This window comes from Chryseobacterium sp. R2ACT005, from assembly GCF_049949215.1.
In the GTDB taxonomy this organism is placed as follows: Bacteria; Bacteroidota; Bacteroidia; order Flavobacteriales; family Weeksellaceae; genus Chryseobacterium.
In genome coordinates this window covers 720,542-738,863 of sequence record NZ_CP188192.1, presented here as the reverse complement: position 1 = coordinate 738,863, position 18,322 = coordinate 720,542, and the positions used below count along the sequence as shown (strand labels likewise).

Sequence of the window (18,322 nt, the reverse complement as noted above, 5' to 3'; positions counted from 1 at the left end):
TGCGCCGCATATAAAACATTTATGAAATACGCAAAAAATATCCTTGAAACTATAGGTAACACGCCGCTGGTAAAGCTTAACAAAGTATTAGGTGAAGATTTTCCGGCATTAGTATTAGCAAAAGTAGAGACCTTCAATCCCGGAAACTCCGTAAAGGACAGAATGGCTCTTAAAATGATAGAAGATGCCGAAAAAGACGGCAGATTAAAACCTGGAGGAACTATTATTGAAGGTACTTCCGGAAATACAGGAATGGGATTAGCATTGGCAGCGATCATCAAAGGCTACAAATGTATTTTTGTAACCAATTCTAAGCAGTCAAAAGAAAAATGTGATATCCTTCGTGCTGTAGGGGCTGAAGTAATCGTTTGTCCTACAGACGTAAAACCTACCGACCCACGTTCTTATTATTCAGTATCCAAAAGACTGGCAAAAGAGACGGAAAACGGATGGTATGTCAACCAATACGACAACTTATCCAACAGAGCGGCTCATTATGAATCTACAGCTCCGGAAATCTGGGAACAGACTGAAGGAAACCTGACGCACTTTGTCGTAGGAGCCGGAACAGGAGGTACCATCACGGGATGCGGAACGTTCTTTAAAGAAAAAAATCCGAACATCAAAGTAATTGGTATTGATACATATGGTTCTATTCTGAAGGAATTCCACGAAACCGGAGAGCTGCACTACGACCATGCTTACACCTATATCACAGAAGGTATCGGGGAAGATATCATTCCTGAGAATTATGACATGTCTGTAATTGACCATTTTGAAAAGGTAACTGATAAAGACGGTGCTATCTATGCCAGAAAACTGGCTAAGGAAGAGGGAATTTTCTGTGGATATTCTGCAGGAAGTGCTATTGCTTCTTTGATCCAAATGAAAGATCAGTTTACTAAAGATGATGTGATAGTCGTTTTACTTCATGACCATGGTTCAAGATATGTAGGAAAAATTTACAATGACGAGTGGATGAAAGAAATGGGCTGGCTGGAAGAAAATAAAGAAGGTTAATAAACCACTTTACAGATCATAAAAAAACGGAGCAAAATTTTGTTCCGTTTTTTATTTTTATTGTTTGATATTTTCTTTTAATCTACTTTTAAGAATGCTGTATTCTTTCTCACTCATTGCTTTTCTGGGAAACATATAGCTGTATTTTCCTTCAAGGGAAATAAATTCATTATTGCTGTCAAAATATTCAAAATCTTTCCACTCACTGGTTTCTTTTTCTCCATCAATATTCACAGTGAAAAAATTCTGATCAAACTTGATTTCGTACACTTTACATTTTTCCAGAACATTTAAATAATGATTCACCTGTTTTTTCCATCTTGAAACTTTATTGACACTTACAGACAGAAAAATAGCACAAAGCAAAAATATAAAACTCAAAAAGTATAAAATACCTACACTTTCTTTGCTCAGATTATCTTTCAAAAGAAAAACAATAAAAACAACGATTGCTGCTGCAATGGTGGCAATGGTTTTACTCTTCGTTGTAGGTGAAAAAAGCAGACTTCCCTGATTACCGCTAAAATAAATATCTTCAAAAATCTTTCTGTCCGGTTTTAATGTAATCACCTTTTCTTCATTCATAATTATAAAGTTTGCTTTAAAAAGCTACAAAACTAAACTAAATATCTTCATATTGATCACTTATTGCAGAAAGTTTATTCATCAGCTCCCTGTTTCTGCGGTTCAGTGCATCCAGCTTTTTCAGCATATTGTGGATCACTTCAAGACCGGGAAGATTGACTTCAAGATCATAATACCAGTTGGCAAATTTTTCCAGCTCGGGCAGATCATCATACATCAGATAATGGATATTGTCTTCAATCTGTATATTCAACAGCCCATAGTCTACAAGCTCATCAAAAAAAGTGATTTCTATATTATAGATTCTTACGAGTTCTTCCCGTGATATTCTTTCACTCATAGCTTAGGAATTTTTTAGTTGTTCAAAAAGTTCTTTCTGCTTCTCGGTAAGGTTCGTTGGCAGTTTCACTTCATAGGTTACAAAAAGATCTCCATGTTCTCCTTCTTTTTTATAGACAGGAAAACCTTTTCCTTTCAGTCTTACAGTGATTCCCGTTTGGGTTTCCGGTTTTACTTTAAGCTTTACACTTCCTTCCAGGGTATTAACATTCACTTCTCCTCCTAAAACAGCAGTGTACAAATCGATCACAACTTTGGTTTTCAGATCATCCCCGATTCTTTCAAAATTCGGATCGGCCGGGATATTGAAAGTGATATACAAATCCCCGTGAGGGCCGCCATTGACACCTGGATTTCCATGTCCTTTCAGTTTGATTTGCTGCCCGTCATATACTCCTGCCGGAATAGTGATTCTGACTTTCTTCCCATTGATATCAAAGGTTTGCGGATGGGTTTTTGCAGCATCTCTCAGATTCAGATTCAATTCTGCTTTGATATCCTGCCCTTTGAATTTTCCGGAAGCTCTTCCTCGTGAGTTTTTACCAAACCCACTACCTGCTCCACCGAACATATTCTGGAAGAAATCTGAAAAATCTTCCCCTTCACCAAAATCAGCACCGGAGAATCCTCCGCCATAATTTTGTTGTTGATATTGTCTTTGCTGCTGCTGTTGGGCCTTTTCGTATTCTTCGCCGTGTTTCCAGTGTTCTCCGTACTTGTCGTATTTAGATCTGTTTTCCGGATTGCTGAGCACTTCGTTGGCTTCATTCAATTCTTTGAACTGTCTTTCTGCTTCCTTATCATCAGGATTCAGATCGGGATGAAGTTTCCTGGCCAGTTTTCGATAGGCCTTTTTAATATCATCCTGTGTTGCGCTTTTATCTACGCCTAAAATTTTATAGTAATCTATATAAGCCATAGAAATGAGGTTTACTCAAATTTATGAAATTTAGGTCTGAAAATTGTATAACAAAATGTTAAAAATAAACCTATCTTTGATAAAAAGCACCACATGAAAGAGGTACTGAAAAACTACTCCGGAATCATATTTTTACTTTTGGGAATCACTATTGGAAGCATCATTGGAATTGTTGCTCCCGGTTTTGTGGACTATATAAAACCTTTGGGAGATATTTTTCTTAATCTTCTTTTTGTGAGTGTAGTTCCTTTGGTATTTTTTGCCGTATCCAATTCTATTGCTTCTTTGGAACAGCAATCCAAATTTGGAAAAATCATCCTTGTGATGTCCCTTACCTTTTTATTCTTTATTCTCACAGCAGCTGTTTTTACCATCTGTGCAGTATATCTTTTCCCGGTTTCGGGAGTCTCAGGGAGTTCTGAGATTATTTCTGAAGCGGCGAGTGATGATACATGGGGCAACAGGATTGTAAGCTTCTTTACGGTAGGTGAGTTCACTGAGCTTTTCTCGAGAAGGAATATGCTGGCTCTTCTGGTATTTGCATTTCTGACAGGGTTTGCGGCCAGAAAAACAGGTGAAAAAGGGCAGCCTTTCAGGGTTTTTATTGCTTCAGGATATGAAGTGATGAAAGAACTTCTTTTACTGGTCATGAAACTGGCTCCCATTGGTTTGGGTGCTTACTTTGCCTATCAGGTAGCCACTTTAGGACCTCAGCTTTTTGGATTTTATGCTAAACCTTTAGGATTGTATTATGTTGCAGGAATCATTTACTTTCTGGTCTTCTTTTCTATCTATGCTTTTATGGCGAACGGGCAAAAAGGAGTCAAAAGTTTCTGGACCAACGCTATCTACCCAACTCTTACTGCAATAAGTACCTGCAGCAGCTTTGCAACCATGCCTGCTAATTTACAGGCAGCATCAAAAATCGGAATTCCCAACTCTATTGCCAATCTGGTAATTCCTATTGGGACTACCCTTCATAAAAACGGATCTTCCATGTCTTCAATCATCAAGATCTATGTAGCATTCTTAATCATTGGAAAAGATTTCTTTGATCCTGCCAACCTGCTTTTGGCATTGGGAATTACTGTATTTGTGAGCATTGTGGCTGGTGGTATTCCTAATGGTGGGTATATTGGTGAAATGCTGATGATTTCTGTTTATAAATTACCTCAGGAAGCAATCCCTGCTGTAATGATTATCGGAACTTTGGTAGATCCTTTAGCCACCGTATTGAATGCTGTAGGAGATATAGTTGCCGCCATGTTTGTCAACCGGTTTGTAAAGGTCTGATGGTCATTTAACTATTTTCTTTAAAAGATGAACTCATTTTTCAAAAGCATTGGCTTATATAACACCATTACTATTGATCTCAATATCAACAGTGCAGAGCTTATACAAAGACTATGGAAGGTAACTTACAAAACCAATACTACTTTCATATCCCTGGAAAAAGATTCTTCAATTCCTACCCGGTTTGAATATCGGGGAATGATTGCTGCAAACACTTTCACCATCAAAAGAAGAGCGAGGCTATTTGATATGAACAGAAATAATCCTGTCTTTCATGGAACTATTTCTGATAAAAATGGGCAATCTTCTGTCTCTGTAGAATTTTTCCCATCAGGATTTCAGATTTTTAATTGGATGATGATTCTGTGTTTTTGCTTCGTGGCAGCTTTTGTCAATATACAAGGTGATCAAAAAGATCTTATGTTCGCAGGAGTAGCTTTGGTAATTGCTGTTGCTCAATATTTTATTTTAAAAAGAGGAATTTCAAGAGGCAAATATGAATTTGAAAGAGAGCTTATTTATATTGCACAAAAGCCTTAAGCCTATCTTAAATCCAATATTCTATTCACTGCGTTTTACAGATTCAAGGTTTTCATATTCTTCGGGAGTGAAAAGTCTGTAGTGAACTTTAAAGGTTTTTCCCAAAGGAGTTTCCAGAGAGAAACCGCCAGGTCCGAAACCGTCTGTAACATCTAATGTAAAATGTGAATATTTCCAGTATTCAAAAAGATCACGATCTATCCAGAACTCATATCCATTGATGGTTCCGATCATCGCATCGTTCATTCTGGGAAAAAATCCTCCTTTTTCAAAGCATTGTGGCTGTGTGCCTTCGCAACATCCTCCTGCCTGATAAAACATAAGGGGGCCATATTGGTCTTCAAGTTTCCGGATCACTTCAAGAGCCTGCTCTGTTGCGGAGAGTCTGGATATTTTTGCTTCCATTGTTTTTATTTTAGCTTATTGCAAACTTTATCGTTATAAAAGATCCCGGTAAGTAATTCTAACCGGGATCAGCAACACATCATCAATTAATTTGAACCGGCAATATCCAGAACGATTCTGCCGTCAATCTGTCCTTTTTTCATTTTATCGAATACCTCATTGATATCTTCTAATTTCGCGGGAGTAACTGTGGCTTTTACCAATCCTTCATTGGCAAAATCCAACGCTTCCTGCAAATCTTTTCGCGTTCCTACAATAGAACCTCTCACGGTAATTCTTTTCAAAACCGTTTCAAAAATCGGCAGTTCAAAAGAGCCGGGAGGGAGGCCGTTCAGAGCAATAGTACCTTTTCTTCTCAAAACATCTATTCCCTGTTTGAAAGCAATAGGTGAAACGGCCGTAATCAATGCACCATGCATCCCGCCGACTTCTTTATGTAAATATTTTCCGGGATCGGTATCTTTTGCATTGACAACAAGGTCTGCGCCTAATTTTTTTGCTAATTCAAGCTTATCATCTGCTACATCAATAGCAGCGACATGCATTCCCATTGCTTTGGCATACTGAACTGCTACGTGTCCCAACCCACCGATGCCTGAAATGGCTACCCATTCTCCAGGTTTCGTTTCCGTTTCCTTCAATCCTTTATAAACAGTTACTCCGGCACATAAAATAGGAGCAATTTCCAAAAAGTTGACATCAGACTTCAAATGACCTACGTATCTTGAGTCTGCGATAACGTATTCTGCAAAACCGCCATCTACACTGTAACCTCCATTTTTCTGTGCTTCACAAAGGGTTTCCCATCCTGTGATACAATAGTCACAACAGCCACAAGCACTGTACAGCCACGGAACTCCTACCGCATCACCTTCTTTTACAAAAGCCTCAGGTCCGCAAGCTACCACAATACCTACCCCTTCATGTCCTGGAATAAGAGGCATCTTGGGTTTTGCAGGCCAGTCGCCATCTACAGCATGTAAGTCTGTATGACAAACCCCGCAGGCAATTACTTTAACGAGAACTTCATATCTTCCGGGTTCTCTTACGGGTACTTCTTCAATTTTCAGAGGCTGGCCGTAGCCCTGAACTACTGCCGCTTTCATTGTTTTTGGAATCATATTTTATTTTTTGGATTGAGTTATTGGGTTATTAGTTTTTATCTCCACATCTGAAAAGGCAATTCCTCTGCGTGAGGGATAGTAAGGGCGGCGAGGAACGAGCCGGTGCGAAATGCAATGAAGCACCGAAACGAAGTGCAGCCCTGCATAGCCCGACCGTTGCCCTGGATAAAGCCAAGGCAATCGGGCACGTCCTAAATAATATTAAAAGAAACCTAACTTATTCTTGTTATAAGAAATCAGCATGTTTTTGGTTTGGCGGTAATGATCAAGCATCATTTTATGATTTTCTCTTCCGATTCCGGATTGTTTGTATCCTCCGAAAGGCGCTCCTGCAGGGTAAGAGTGATATTGGTTTACCCATACTCTTCCCGCTTCTATCTGACGGGGAATATTGTACAGCTGGTGTGCATCTCTTGTCCACACTCCTGCGCCAAGCCCATAGATGGTATCATTGGCAATTTTCACTGCGTCTTCTTCATCCTTGAAAGTGGTAAATGCCAGCACCGGACCGAAAATTTCTTCCTGGAAGATTCTCATTCGGTTGTTTCCTTTGAAAATCGTCGGCTGAATGTAGTATCCGCCTTCCAGATCCTCTCCAAGATGGTTGACTTCTCCTCCTACCAGAACTTCAGCTCCTTCTTCTATTCCCAACTGGATATAGGAAAGGATTTTATCTTTCTGAATCTTTGAAGCCTGCGCTCCCATCATCACGGTTTTGTCCAGTGGATTTCCTACTTTGATCGCTTTTACTCTTTCGACTACCTTCTCAATAAATGCATCTGCGATATCTTCCTGAACGAGTAATCTTGAGGGACATGTACAAATTTCTCCTTGATTGAGGGCAAAAAGAACGGCTCCTTCTATCGCTTTATCTAAAAACTCATCATCGGCATCCATTACAGAATTGAAGAAAACATTCGGGGATTTCCCACCCAATTCCAAGGTCACAGGAATGATATTTTCTGTTGCATACTGCATCACCAGACGTCCTGTAGCGGTAGATCCTGTAAATGCGGCTTTTGCTACTTTCGGATTGGTAACCAAAGCTCTTCCAAGCTCTGCTCCAAATCCGTTAACAATATTGATAACGCCAGCTGGTAACAGATCTCCAATAAGCTCCATCAAAACCATGATGGAAACAGGAGTACTTTCTGCGGGTTTCAAAACCACACAGTTTCCTGCTGCCAATGCCGGAGCCAGTTTCCAGACAGCCATGAGTATCGGGAAATTCCATGGGATGATTTGTGCGATTACTCCAAGAGGTTCATGAACGATCAGCGATACGGTATCTTTATCCAGTTCGTTATGAGACCCTCCATCTGCCCGGATTACGGAGGCAAAATACCTGAAATGGTCAATTGCCAAAGGTAAATCTGCAGCCAGCGTTTCTCTCACTGCTTTTCCGTTATCTATCGTTTCTACGGTAGCAAGATATTCCAGATTCTGCTCTATTCTGTCGGCAATTTTATTCAGAATAATACTTCTTTCCGTAGAGGAAGTATTTTTCCAGGTTCGGAATGCTTTTTCTGCGGCATCTACAGCCAGTTCCAAATCTTCTTTGGAAGAATGGGCAACCTGAGTAAAGTTCTTCCCATCTACGGGCGAGACTACGTCAAAATACTGCCCTTTAACGGGTGGCGTGAATTTCCCGTCAATATAGTTATCATATCTGCTTTTGAACTCCGGACGCTGTAAAAGCGTAGTTGATCTTGGTTCTGTAATAGTGCTCATATTAGTATTGTTTTTATTTTTCGATAAAGCCAAATTACACTGAGATGTCCAAAAGAGTATAGCACAATCCTATAAAAAAAGTGTAAAATAGTGCAAAGTGTTCAATTTTAGTATTTTATTAACAGCAACGTACTCTCAAATTTTCTATATTTGAGTCACCTCCTTTTCAAAAAAAATTAGAAATGAATAACAATAGTAAGATTTTATTAAATACTCCTGAATTACGTAAGGAAAGCCAACTATTGAGTCTTGTTGAACACCAGACGAAATTCAATCTAAACAACTGTGAATTAAGTATTTATGAGACTCATAAGGCTGCTTTTGATGTAAAACTTCATTTTGAAAACATTGCATTTACAGCTATGCTGAGAGGTAAGAAACATATGAAGCTGGATAATAAGACCAATTATTTTGATTATTATCCGGGAGAAAGTATTCTGGTAGCGCCGGGGGAAACGATGGTTATTGATTTCCCTGAAGCGGATGAAACCCCTACCCAATGTATTTCTTTAAGTCTTAACCCTGATTTTATAGAAGATTCTCTTAATTATCTCAATTATCATCTTCCAAAAGTGGATGAAACTTCGCAATGGAACATTCAGCTGGAGGAATATTTTCTGTTTAATAATAAAGCTTTGGCTTCCGCGACCAATAATATTATGAGAATTGCCATGGATGATAATTCACAAAAGGATATTATGGCTGATTTTGCATTGAAAGAGCTTCTGATAAGACTGATGCAGACCCAGGCAAGAAGCATGGTAGAAAAAAATATTGTTAAAAATAAATCCAGAATAGGTTTTGTAGTAGATTACATTAAAAGAAACCTGCATCAGAAATTGTCTATTGATAGTATCGCAAAGCTGGCTTATGTAAGCAAGTCGAATTTCTTTAAAATGTTCAAAGACGAGCTGGGAACTTCACCGAATGATTTTATTCTGCAGGAAAGGATCACCCGTGCGAAAGAATTATTAGCCAGCCAGACCAGCATTAAAGAAACAGCTTTTCAGACCGGGTTTTCAGATACAAACTATTTCACCAGAGTATTTAAACAATTGGAAGGGGTAACTCCAAAAAGTTATCAGGACAGAATGGTTCTGAGATAATCTATCTATAAATTTATATAAAAAAAGAGCCCCATTTCTGGGACTCTTCTTAAAAAATATATTAAAATTAAATCTTAATATTTGTCATTCTGCTTAACGTTCGGGTTTGCAGAGATCTCTCTGATTGGAATAGGTAATGTATATCTGTAATCACCATTCGGAAGATTTTTCACATCGATAATATCATCCGTAGGGTTTCTGTCCATAGATACATTAGCTACTACAGCAAGTCTCTTAAGGTCGATGAAACGGTGTCCTTCAAGTGCTAATTCAATTCTACGTTCTTTCAAGATATCAGCATAAGCTAATTGAGTGCTTGAATAAGTAGGAGTTGTAGCTGTTCCCTCGAAGTTTCTTGCTACTCTCACTTGTTGAATTCTATCGTGAGCTGCTGTAAGGTTTCCTGCAGCTACTTCAGCTTCCGCTATAATGAAATACATTTCAGACAATCTGAAAACTTTTACATCATTTCTTGTAGCAGTACTTGTTTTACCAGGATACTTGTCAATAACCAATCCGTCAGTTCTTGTATTTCCTGCTGTTGCAGAAGCATAATCTGGATTTGGTTTTGATGAAGGATCTACGTAAGCATATTTTCTGATATCTCCGGGAGTATTTTTAAATATGTTGTATAAGTTTCTTCCCCAGAACCACATTGGTGCTCCACTAATGTTAGACTGGTTTGTATTCCATTTTCCACCAATAGCAGCGCCTGCACCTAAAGGAAGTCTGTTAAGAGAGAAAATAGATTCTCCATTCTCAGTATCGGCCCACATTCTTCTATATGGGTTGAAAGAACCTCCTGCAATACCATTTCCACTTTTCTCATCAGTCCCACCATAGAATGCAATATTCCACTTGTCGGTAGGTGTATCACTGAAAGGTCCGGATTGGAATACAGAACCATCAGCTTCAGTTACAGGAACTGCAGCATTGGAACCTGTGATTGGTGTTGCAACTGTAAGAGAAAGACCTGAACCGTTGATTACTAATTCTGCATTTTGCTTAGCTAGAGCCATTTCACCTCTGTAAAGATTGAAACGAGCAGCAACAGCGTTTACAAAATTCTTATCTACTTTATATCTTCTCGGTGTTGTAGAGTTTCCTAAGATTCCTCTCGCGTAATCTAAATCAGCATTAATGAAATCATATACATCCTGATTTTTAGCTCTTGGCAATTGCGCTTCTGTAGAAGGAACATCCTTCAGAAGAATAACTCCTAGTGCGTTAGGATCCTTCATATCGCTAGAGAAATAAGCCTCCAGCTGTACATAACAATATGCTCTGATTGCTCTTGCCTGTGCAAGAATCGCATTGTATGTATTCTTTTCTTCAGCAGATGTAGGTGTAATTCTCTTTGCTCCTTCAAGAAGTCTGTTAACTCTGTTGATTACTTTATAGTTATTCATCCAGATTCCATCACTCGCAACAGTACCTACTGTACCTCCTGTAACAACAGCACTAGACGGATCAAGAAAATGTCTGTGCAGAGTATATTCCTGTCCTCCACTACCAGATCCTGGTTTTACTTCGTCAGTAAATACCGCTGTAAAGTAGATCTCATCAATTGGATCTAACTGAGCGTAAACAGATCCGTTTAAAACTTCATTAAGGTTAGCAACACTTGTATACAGATCTTGTTCCTGTAATTCTCCAGCCTGCTTTATATCTAGTGCATCCTGGCAGCTGTTCAGCGTAAATGCTGCAGATGATAGGGTTGCTACAACTAATATTGTATTGATAATTCTTTTCATAATTCTTCTCTATTAAAAATCAACATTTAAACCTACAGATACGGTTTTTGGGTTAGGGTAAACATTTAGTGAATACGAAGTAATTGGCTCCGGATCAAATCCTTTCCAATCTGTCCAAGTATAAAGGTTTTCCGCCTGAACAAATACTTTGATTCCTTTTACCGGCAGTTTACCTAACTGACTTTTGCTAAAGTTATATCCTACAGAAATGTTCTTAAGTCTGATAAAATCTGATTTGTGTAAGAATCTGTCTGAAGAACCTAGGCTAAGGTTACTCGCTTTCAATCCAGGTACATCAGTATCTCTGTTATCAGGAGTCCAAGCATTTAACAAGTCTGCTGAAAGGTTTCTTGTAGCAGCTGCACTTGGGTCCATAATCCATGACTGTAAGTTATCATAGATCCATCCTCCTTGTTGGAAAGAGAATAATGTATCAAGGAACCAGCCTTTATGTTGTAAGTTGAATCCAAAACCTCCTGTAAACTTAGCATATCTTGATTTTCCAGTCAATACTCTGTCTGCAGATGTCGGAGCTTCAGTGATGTTTCCGTTTTTGTCAAGGAACTGTAAGTTTCCGTTATCACGGTTTACACCAACATATGAATATAGCTGATACTGACCAGCAGGACCTCCGATAGCATTTACTACATCTCCTGCAAGGTTTTCGCTGTTCATAGAAACAATCTTGTTAGAGTTGTATGCACCATTAACGAACACAGAGAATCTTGTATTTTCGTTTCTGATCACGTTGTACTTGATCATCCCTTCAATACCTTTATTATCAAGAACTCCATCGTTCCCTCTGATTGAATAGTACCCCGTAACTGATGATTTTTGAAGGTCATTGAACATTCTTGATGTTCTTTTCTGATAGTAATCAACACTACCTTCAACCAATCCTTTATAGTTGAAATCTAATCCGATGTTACTTTGTTTTACCTGCTCCCACTCTAAGTAAGGATTTGATAAATTAACAAAGTTATATCCTAATAAATTCTGGTATCCTGAGAATCCGTTATAAAGATCAAGGAAGTTATTTGGAAGAAGCGCTAATGGGTTTTGGTTATCACTGGCAATTCCTAAGTTCTGGTTACCTGTAGTACCGATTGAAGCTCTTAGCTTAAGCAATCTGAACCCTGAATTAGCCATGAATTCTTCTTTGTCGATATTCCATCTTGCTGCTACTGACCAGAAAGTCTCCCATCTGTTGGTAGGAAGAAAACGGTAAGAGCCATCTCTTCTAACAACTCCACTTACACCATACTTATCTTTGTAATCATAATCTACAGTTCCAAAGTACGCTAGTGTACCGGCAGTTACTTTTGTAGCACTGTTAGAAGGTCTGTAGATATTGGGTGTATCCGGGTTAAATGGAATATAACCAGTTCCTGCACCAAACTCCCACTGTAATGGGTTCAGACCATTTTGTCTTTGAGAATTTGTAGTCACATGAGCTTTAATATAGTCCATGTATGCACCAGCACTAATTGTATGATCTCCAAAAGATTTATTGAATGTAATATTCGTAATACTGTTGAATGTCAAATCTTTTGTTGTAGAAAAATCTTCGAATCCTCCATATGTAGATCCATCTCCTTTTGCTACACTGATAGCAAGGTATCCAAGTGGAGATCTTGCGAAGGTTCTATCGTATTGTTTGTATTCAATACCTGTTCTGTTTCCAACGCTTAAGTAATCTGTAATTTTGTAATTTACGTTCGCATTAGCAGAGATACTTAGCTCTGTAAATCTGTTTCTGATTCCTCCATTAATGTTATCCTGAAGAATCCAATGTCTGTTGTTAGTAGCATCTCCTTTAATAGCATTATATAGCTCCTGTCCATTTGCATATGGAGAAGGTGTTGCATATGGTAATGAAAGAACACTTCCGAATAAAGGATTCTGAAGGGTGTTGTTGGAAATACCTGTATTCGTTTCATCATCCAGCTGGTTTCTTCTGGAGTATCCTAACCCCATAATAGCCCCGAAAGTTAATTTCCCGTCTTTAGACTTACCATTAAGGTTATTTCTCATTGTAAATCTCTTGAAATCTGTAGATTTTACAGTTCCTTCGCTATCAAGATATCCTAGAGATAAGAAGTTATTGATGTTTTCTCCACCACCTGTAATTGAAAGGTTGTGTTGCTGCGAAATACCAATACGGGTAAATTGTTTACTCCAGTCTGTATTAGTTCCCCAGTTGTCAATTTCTTGTTGTGATAAAGTTTTACCTTTACCAGTTTGCAAATTCTTTTGAATTTGTAAAAGTTGTCTGCCGTCTGACATATTGTAGTCAGAAGTAGGTAATTTACTGAATGAAGTTAATGCATCATAAGAAACCTTCATTCCAGCATTGAATTTTCCTCCTTTAGTTGTAATTACAACAACACCATTCGCAGCTCTGTTACCATAGATCGCAGTTGCCTGAGCATCTTTCAGGATACTGAATGTATCAATATCATAAGAGTTCAGGTTTCTGAACTGAGAACCGGAAGTAATTACCCCATCCACAACATACAAAGGATCTGTAGAACCATTAAGGGAACTCGCACCTCTGATCAAAATATTGAATTTTCCAGAACCTGGAGATCCAGATGCCGAATTTACTACTATCCCGGGAGCAGTACCCTGAATTGAGCTCAGTACCGAGATATTAGGTCTGTTTTCTAAGGTTTCAGAACCAACTGTTACCGAAGATGTAGTCGTTTTTGCTTTAGTAGCAGTCTTGCTATAGCCTAAAACAACAACTTCTTCAAGTTTTGTCTCCTTGTCCTTACTGTTCTTAGAGTCCTTTTCCTGAGCTAGTACAGTCTGTCCTGTAAAAAACAGAACACCGACTGTCAAAACGCTTAATTTCACATTCATATTAACAGATTTTAATATATTCAAGGCACAAATATGTCGATAAATATCTATAACATCAATTTGCTAAACGTTGAAAACAGGCTTCCAGAAAGGAGAGATTCACATTCATACTCAAAAAATGATGGAGAATCATTTTAATTGTATTTAAAAAATTAACAAAAAATAAGTCAATTTAAACATTAACGGAATTTTAATAAATTTTAAAATTAAAATCAATTTAAACTCATTTAAAACAAATGGTTAAAAAAATAAACATAAAACATTATTATTAACGAAAATAATAAAAGAAATAAATTCTTAATTGTATTGAAAATGGAGAAAAAAAACACCTTATTTTCTTAAATTTTACATAAAAAAGGTACTTTAAAAGTCAGACAACCCCTATTTCAAGACAGGGTTATTCAGATTAAAATAAAAAACCGTTAATATACCATATAGAGAATTCGATTAAAACCAGTAAAATTTTCTGTGATAATACATGTAATTTATTAACCATTTCTCACTTAAAATTAAAAATAATTCAACCTCATAAATTTTAAAAACATTCCCCCGTTTTTTGCATTTATAAAAAAGTAAAGCACCCCAAAAGAGAGGTGCTTTGTATGATAAATAAGAATAATCTTACTTCTGATAACTGTAATATCTCGCTCCGACTAAAACCGGATTTTCAGTCTCAACAGAGACAAGCCCAAAACCATTATACTCTTTGTTTACAGATTCCTTCTTCTGTTTTCTGTGAAGTTTCTCATAAGTATCAAAGTCTACAGCGGTTCTTTGATTCAAATTTTCAAATAAGTTCCATTTCTCCACTACATTCTTCCAGTTTCCGGATATTTTTCCGGCAAAAACTTTTGATTTTGAACCGCTTCCATAGCCTATAAAACCAATTTCTTTCCCAGATAAGTCTTCATTTTCATTAAAAGAGGTTTGTAATGCCGAAAGAAATGCCATAAAGACAGAAGCTGTATACATATTTCCTATTTCGGAAGAAGCTCTCTGTGTCTTTTCTATCTTATCATTGATTAATTTTAGATAGTCTTCAGATTTTGCAACAGCTTTCTGTTCCTCTGCTGTTTCATAGGACAGACCATTCTCCAAACTGTAGATTTCAGTAAAAACCCTTTTCCCATGAAATGCATAAGGAAGGTGGAAGATGATATACTTCCAGTCTTCGTAAGGTTTTTCCTTGCCTGTGATCTCTTTATAATGATGATAAGCTTCTTTTATTCTATCCTGATAACATTGGTTAGAATATTGTCCATCAAATACAGGTTCATCTGTAAAAATTTCAATTTTTTCAGGATATGTTTCCGGAACACCATTCAGATCTTCCTTATTATAAGTTCTTCTTGGTTTGAAAAAATCAAAAACACTTTCTGAAGCTACTCCCCAGTTATTTTCAATTTCAAGAAGGTCCGGCTGTGAAGAAATCAAAAGAGCTACCGCTCCTCCACCCTGTGTATATTCACCTGAAGAAGCCAATTCATATTTAGCATAGTCACTGGCAATCACTACTGCTTTTTTATCAGGATTCACCCTTACAAAATCCAGGGCATTATGCAGTGCGTCTACACCTCCTACACACGCAAAAGTCATATCCAGCACATCACAATTTCTGAAACATCTTGCTCCAAATTTTTCTTCCAACACCCGTTCTACCATCTGAACAGCATAAGATGCCGTAGGTTTTGCTGCATCCACCGCACTTTCTGTTCCCAGATATACTCTTGCTATTTCCTTAGGATTGATATTATAATCTTGTATAAGCTTCAGTAATGCTTCTGCGGCAAAGGTTGCTGCATCTTCGTGAACATCAGAAAGCCCCATTTTATGAAGACCTAAACCTTTTTCCAACTTCGCCGGTTCTATTCCTCTTTTTTCTGCTAAATCCTTAATCTCCAAATATAAACCAGGCACATAATAGCCCGCTGCCTCAATTCCAAAACTCATAATTGTCTAAATTTTAAACGAATTTATGAAAGATAATGCAAAAAACAGTGGTAAAATATGCTGAGTTTTGTAATATTATTAAAACCCAATCTACTTTATATTATATTTTGACAAATTGGTATTCAGTCATGATAAAATAAAGCCGGCAGATTTGCCGGCTTTATTTATTATTTATAGTTTTCAATTGCTTTATTGATCACATCAATCTGCTTATTAATACTTGCAGCATTTTGTGGATTCTGTTTCAGCAGTTCCATTTTTTTGCTTAAGCCATCTTTCAGCATCTGGACGATCATCATTTTAGCCTGTGGATTATCTGCCATCTGATTCTTGGCATATCCTGCTATTTTCGTAATGCTTTCCGTAGCTTTCAGATTATCGGAAGTCATGATCCAGTTGAAACCATCTTCTGCTGCTTTTCCTAATTCCGGGTTCTGGAATTTAATAAATGGATAAAAGGTGGCAAGAGGAGCAATATTCTCTATCTGAGAAGTAATTTTATTCTTAACAATAATCGGAAGCAATTGTGCCTGCAATTCATCTGAAGCGCCCTTCACATCAATTTTATCGGCCAGATTGTTTGCTTTTGATGGATCAATGGAAAGAAGTGCACCCATAGAACTTCCTTTCACGGCATTTGAAACGGCATTTACTCCTTTTTCAAATAACGGAAGGTATTTTTTGTCTTTTGTTTTTCCTAAAGCTGCAATAGCAGCTGCCTGAGTTAATGTTTTAGGATCGCTAGATGCCAGCTTTTCAACATCAGCGCCTAATGCCTTCATTTGTTCAGGATTAGCGAGGTCTATTAAATTCAAAGCTTTTATTCTTACTCTGAAGAAAGGATCTTTCAATGCAGCAGCCAATAATTTTACTGCTGCAGGACTTTTCCCAGCCTGATCTTTGATTCCGGTTAGAGCCAGATATCTGCTTTTAAACTCCTTAGAATTTGTAAACTGCATCAGGTTCTGTTCAGGAGTTTTGGTCTCTGTAATATCTGCCAGTAAAACTCCATCAGCATTGATATTAACCAGATCAGGAGTTTTGGAAACATCAAAACTAAATGTATTTTTTGCTTCTGCATTTACCCAGACACTGTATCTTTTAGGTTTTCCGTTATCATATACATCTATAACCAGAGGAAATTCAAATGGCTTTTCCTGAGTTTGATTAATGGTTACCGCCACTTGTTTTTTAACAGGCTCAAATGTAAATGAATAATTAAGTTTCGGATTTCCGCTCCCAAAATACCATTGATTGAAGAACCAGTTTAAATCTTTACCAGATACTTTTTCAAAAGATAATCTCAACTGATGTGCTTCAGCATTCTGATATTCGTTGGTTTTAAGATAGTCGTTCATTCCTGCAAAGAAGGCATCATCTCCAAGATAATTTCTCAGCATATTTAAAATTCCACCTCCTTTCTGGTACGTTACCAGATCAAAAACATCTTCACGGGATTCATAATTGAACCTTACCAGATTTTTATTAAAGTCGGATGGGTTGTGAAGGTAGTTATTCACATCGGTCATCAGGTGATAATCTGCCTGATCTTTCCCGTATTTATATTCATTCCAAAGGTATTCGGAATAGTTGGCAAAGGATTCGTTGACTGTAAGATTGCTCCAGCTTTCCGCGGTAACCAGATCTCCAAACCAGTGATGGAACAATTCATGCGCAATGGTATCTTCCCATGTATTTTCATCAATAAGCTGGCCCGGCTTCTGAAGAATATCACTCCCATGAAGTGTTGCTGTGGTATTTTCCATCGCTCCACTTACATAATCTCTTCCGGAAATCTGAGCATATTTAGCCCATGGATAATCATAGTTCAATTTTTTGGAGAAAAAATCGATCATTTCCGGAGTATTTCCGTAGATCTGCTTAGCATAAGGTTCGTATTCTTTTTCAATATAATAATCAACCGGAATGTTTTTCCATTTGTCTTTTACAATGGCATATTCTCCTACTCCCATGAAGAAAAGATAGGTAGAATGTCTTTTGTCCATCACCCAGTGATCCGTTCTAAGCCCGTTAGATTCTTTTTTAGATTCTTTCAGAAGGCCATTGGAAAGGGTAACATATTTATCAGGAACCGTCATATAGATTTCCTGTGTTGTCTTTTGGTTGGGTTTGTCAATAGTCGGAAACCATGCCGAAGAGGATTCTGTTTCTCCCTGTGTCCAGATTTGTGTAGGCATATCCGGATCTGTTCCCTGAGGATTGATAAAATAAAGTCCTTTTGCATCATTGATGGCCATACTTCCCTGTTGTTTTACCTCATTCGGGCGGGATGTATATTTGATGTAGACTGTATACTCCTGATTTTTCTGGTATGTTTTATCAAGGCTGATTTTCAGAACATCATTTTTGTAATCATATTTCAAAGGAGATTTCTTCCCGTTATTATCAAGCGCTACTTCATGAATCAGCATTCCTTTTGCATCAAGTGTAAGTTCGTTTGCAGCATAAAAATAAGGGGAGGCAGTAAGCCATTCTTCCCCATTCATCTGTTCTTTCTGATAGTCGAAATTTACTTTAAGCTTTGTGTGTTTAAGTTCCGTTACTTTAGCGGGAGTTGCTCTGTATACTTTTTCTCTTCCTGAAGTTTCGGTTTGTGCTGATACATTGGCGGAAAATAAAATCCCGAGTATAGCAATTGATAAAATGGCCTTTCTCATCTGTCTACATTAT

At 37.7% G+C, this 18,322-nt stretch carries 14 protein-coding genes; 4 read left to right on the top strand and 10 right to left on the bottom strand.

Annotated features, from left to right (window positions below; genetic code table 11):
• The first annotated feature begins 21 nt into the window (after window positions 1-21).
• Complete coding sequence (locus tag ACPF63_RS03475) at window positions 22-1,020, top strand: PLP-dependent cysteine synthase family protein (RefSeq protein ID WP_426481997.1); 999 nt, start codon at window positions 22-24, stop codon at window positions 1,018-1,020.
• Window positions 1,021-1,077: 57 nt separating this feature from the next.
• Here the strand turns inward: ACPF63_RS03475 and ACPF63_RS03470 are convergent, their stop codons facing one another.
• The 3 genes from ACPF63_RS03470 to ACPF63_RS03460 are packed head-to-tail and all read right to left on the bottom strand — an operon-like array spanning window position 1,078 to window position 2,863.
• Window positions 1,078-1,605 (bottom strand): hypothetical protein, encoded by a 528-nt coding sequence (locus tag ACPF63_RS03470; protein ID WP_426481996.1) that lies wholly within the window; start codon window positions 1,603-1,605, stop codon window positions 1,078-1,080.
• Window positions 1,606-1,642: 37 nt separating this feature from the next.
• A complete protein-coding gene (locus ACPF63_RS03465) occupies window positions 1,643-1,945 on the bottom strand; it encodes a chaperone modulator CbpM (protein WP_077418255.1) in 303 nt (100 codons plus the stop codon).
• 3 nt (window positions 1,946-1,948) lie between these two features.
• Window positions 1,949-2,863 (bottom strand): DnaJ C-terminal domain-containing protein, encoded by a 915-nt coding sequence (locus ACPF63_RS03460; RefSeq protein WP_426481995.1) that lies wholly within the window; start codon window positions 2,861-2,863, stop codon window positions 1,949-1,951.
• 93 nt (window positions 2,864-2,956) lie between these two features.
• Between ACPF63_RS03460 and ACPF63_RS03455 the strand changes: the two genes are divergently transcribed.
• Complete coding sequence (locus tag ACPF63_RS03455) at window positions 2,957-4,156, top strand: dicarboxylate/amino acid:cation symporter (RefSeq protein WP_077418249.1); 1,200 nt, start codon at window positions 2,957-2,959, stop codon at window positions 4,154-4,156.
• A 27-nt stretch (window positions 4,157-4,183) separates the two neighbouring features.
• Complete coding sequence (locus ACPF63_RS03450) at window positions 4,184-4,696, top strand: hypothetical protein (RefSeq protein ID WP_077418245.1); 513 nt, start codon at window positions 4,184-4,186, stop codon at window positions 4,694-4,696.
• 21 nt (window positions 4,697-4,717) lie between these two features.
• Here ACPF63_RS03450 and ACPF63_RS03445 read toward each other — a convergent pair whose 3' ends face one another.
• The 3 genes from ACPF63_RS03445 to ACPF63_RS03435 form a co-directional block, all read right to left on the bottom strand.
• Window positions 4,718-5,101 carry a DUF779 domain-containing protein gene (locus tag ACPF63_RS03445; RefSeq protein WP_047387354.1) on the bottom strand — a complete coding sequence of 128 codons (384 nt, stop codon included), beginning with the start codon at window positions 5,099-5,101 and terminating at the stop codon, window positions 4,718-4,720.
• A gap of 86 nt (window positions 5,102-5,187) precedes the next feature.
• Window positions 5,188-6,222 (bottom strand): alcohol dehydrogenase AdhP, encoded by a 1,035-nt coding sequence (gene adhP, locus ACPF63_RS03440; protein ID WP_426481994.1) that lies wholly within the window; start codon window positions 6,220-6,222, stop codon window positions 5,188-5,190.
• 204 nt (window positions 6,223-6,426) lie between these two features.
• The gene (locus ACPF63_RS03435) at window positions 6,427-7,956 is read right to left on the bottom strand and encodes an aldehyde dehydrogenase family protein (RefSeq protein WP_426481993.1); all 1,530 of its coding nucleotides are present in this window, start codon (window positions 7,954-7,956) and stop codon (window positions 6,427-6,429) included.
• Between the two features lie 182 nt (window positions 7,957-8,138).
• On the opposite strand from ACPF63_RS03435, the gene ACPF63_RS03430 reads away from it, so the two are divergent.
• Complete coding sequence (locus ACPF63_RS03430) at window positions 8,139-9,062, top strand: AraC family transcriptional regulator (RefSeq protein ID WP_426481992.1); 924 nt, start codon at window positions 8,139-8,141, stop codon at window positions 9,060-9,062.
• A gap of 74 nt (window positions 9,063-9,136) precedes the next feature.
• On the opposite strand, the gene ACPF63_RS03425 is transcribed toward ACPF63_RS03430, so the two are convergent.
• The 4 genes from ACPF63_RS03425 to ACPF63_RS03410 form a co-directional block, all read right to left on the bottom strand.
• Window positions 9,137-10,816 (bottom strand): RagB/SusD family nutrient uptake outer membrane protein, encoded by a 1,680-nt coding sequence (locus tag ACPF63_RS03425; RefSeq protein WP_426481991.1) that lies wholly within the window; start codon window positions 10,814-10,816, stop codon window positions 9,137-9,139.
• Between the two features lie 12 nt (window positions 10,817-10,828).
• Window positions 10,829-13,681 carry a SusC/RagA family TonB-linked outer membrane protein gene (locus ACPF63_RS03420; RefSeq protein ID WP_426481990.1) on the bottom strand — a complete coding sequence of 951 codons (2,853 nt, stop codon included), beginning with the start codon at window positions 13,679-13,681 and terminating at the stop codon, window positions 10,829-10,831.
• Window positions 13,682-14,302: 621 nt separating this feature from the next.
• On the bottom strand, window positions 14,303-15,631 hold the full coding sequence (locus tag ACPF63_RS03415) for a hydroxymethylglutaryl-CoA synthase family protein (protein WP_426481989.1): 1,329 nt from the start codon (window positions 15,629-15,631) through the stop codon (window positions 14,303-14,305).
• Window positions 15,632-15,798: 167 nt separating this feature from the next.
• Window positions 15,799-18,309: a M1 family metallopeptidase gene (locus ACPF63_RS03410; RefSeq protein WP_426481988.1), complete on the bottom strand. Its 2,511-nt coding sequence runs from the start codon at window positions 18,307-18,309 to the stop codon at window positions 15,799-15,801.
• Window positions 18,310-18,322 lie beyond the last annotated feature (13 nt).

Coding starts and splice junctions, on each gene's coding strand:
- ACPF63_RS03475 (WP_426481997.1), top strand. CDS start 22: ATGAAATACGCAAAAAATATCCTTGAAACTATAGGTAACACGCCGCTG.
- ACPF63_RS03470 (WP_426481996.1), bottom strand. CDS start 1,605: ATGAATGAAGAAAAGGTGATTACATTAAAACCGGACAGAAAGATTTTT.
- ACPF63_RS03465 (WP_077418255.1), bottom strand. CDS start 1,945: ATGAGTGAAAGAATATCACGGGAAGAACTCGTAAGAATCTATAATATA.
- ACPF63_RS03460 (WP_426481995.1), bottom strand. CDS start 2,863: ATGGCTTATATAGATTACTATAAAATTTTAGGCGTAGATAAAAGCGCA.
- ACPF63_RS03455 (WP_077418249.1), top strand. CDS start 2,957: ATGAAAGAGGTACTGAAAAACTACTCCGGAATCATATTTTTACTTTTG.
- ACPF63_RS03450 (WP_077418245.1), top strand. CDS start 4,184: ATGAACTCATTTTTCAAAAGCATTGGCTTATATAACACCATTACTATT.
- ACPF63_RS03445 (WP_047387354.1), bottom strand. CDS start 5,101: ATGGAAGCAAAAATATCCAGACTCTCCGCAACAGAGCAGGCTCTTGAA.
- adhP (WP_426481994.1), bottom strand. CDS start 6,222: ATGATTCCAAAAACAATGAAAGCGGCAGTAGTTCAGGGCTACGGCCAG.
- ACPF63_RS03435 (WP_426481993.1), bottom strand. CDS start 7,956: ATGAGCACTATTACAGAACCAAGATCAACTACGCTTTTACAGCGTCCG.
- ACPF63_RS03430 (WP_426481992.1), top strand. CDS start 8,139: ATGAATAACAATAGTAAGATTTTATTAAATACTCCTGAATTACGTAAG.
- ACPF63_RS03425 (WP_426481991.1), bottom strand. CDS start 10,816: ATGAAAAGAATTATCAATACAATATTAGTTGTAGCAACCCTATCATCT.
- ACPF63_RS03420 (WP_426481990.1), bottom strand. CDS start 13,681: ATGAATGTGAAATTAAGCGTTTTGACAGTCGGTGTTCTGTTTTTTACA.
- ACPF63_RS03415 (WP_426481989.1), bottom strand. CDS start 15,631: ATGAGTTTTGGAATTGAGGCAGCGGGCTATTATGTGCCTGGTTTATAT.
- ACPF63_RS03410 (WP_426481988.1), bottom strand. CDS start 18,309: ATGAGAAAGGCCATTTTATCAATTGCTATACTCGGGATTTTATTTTCC.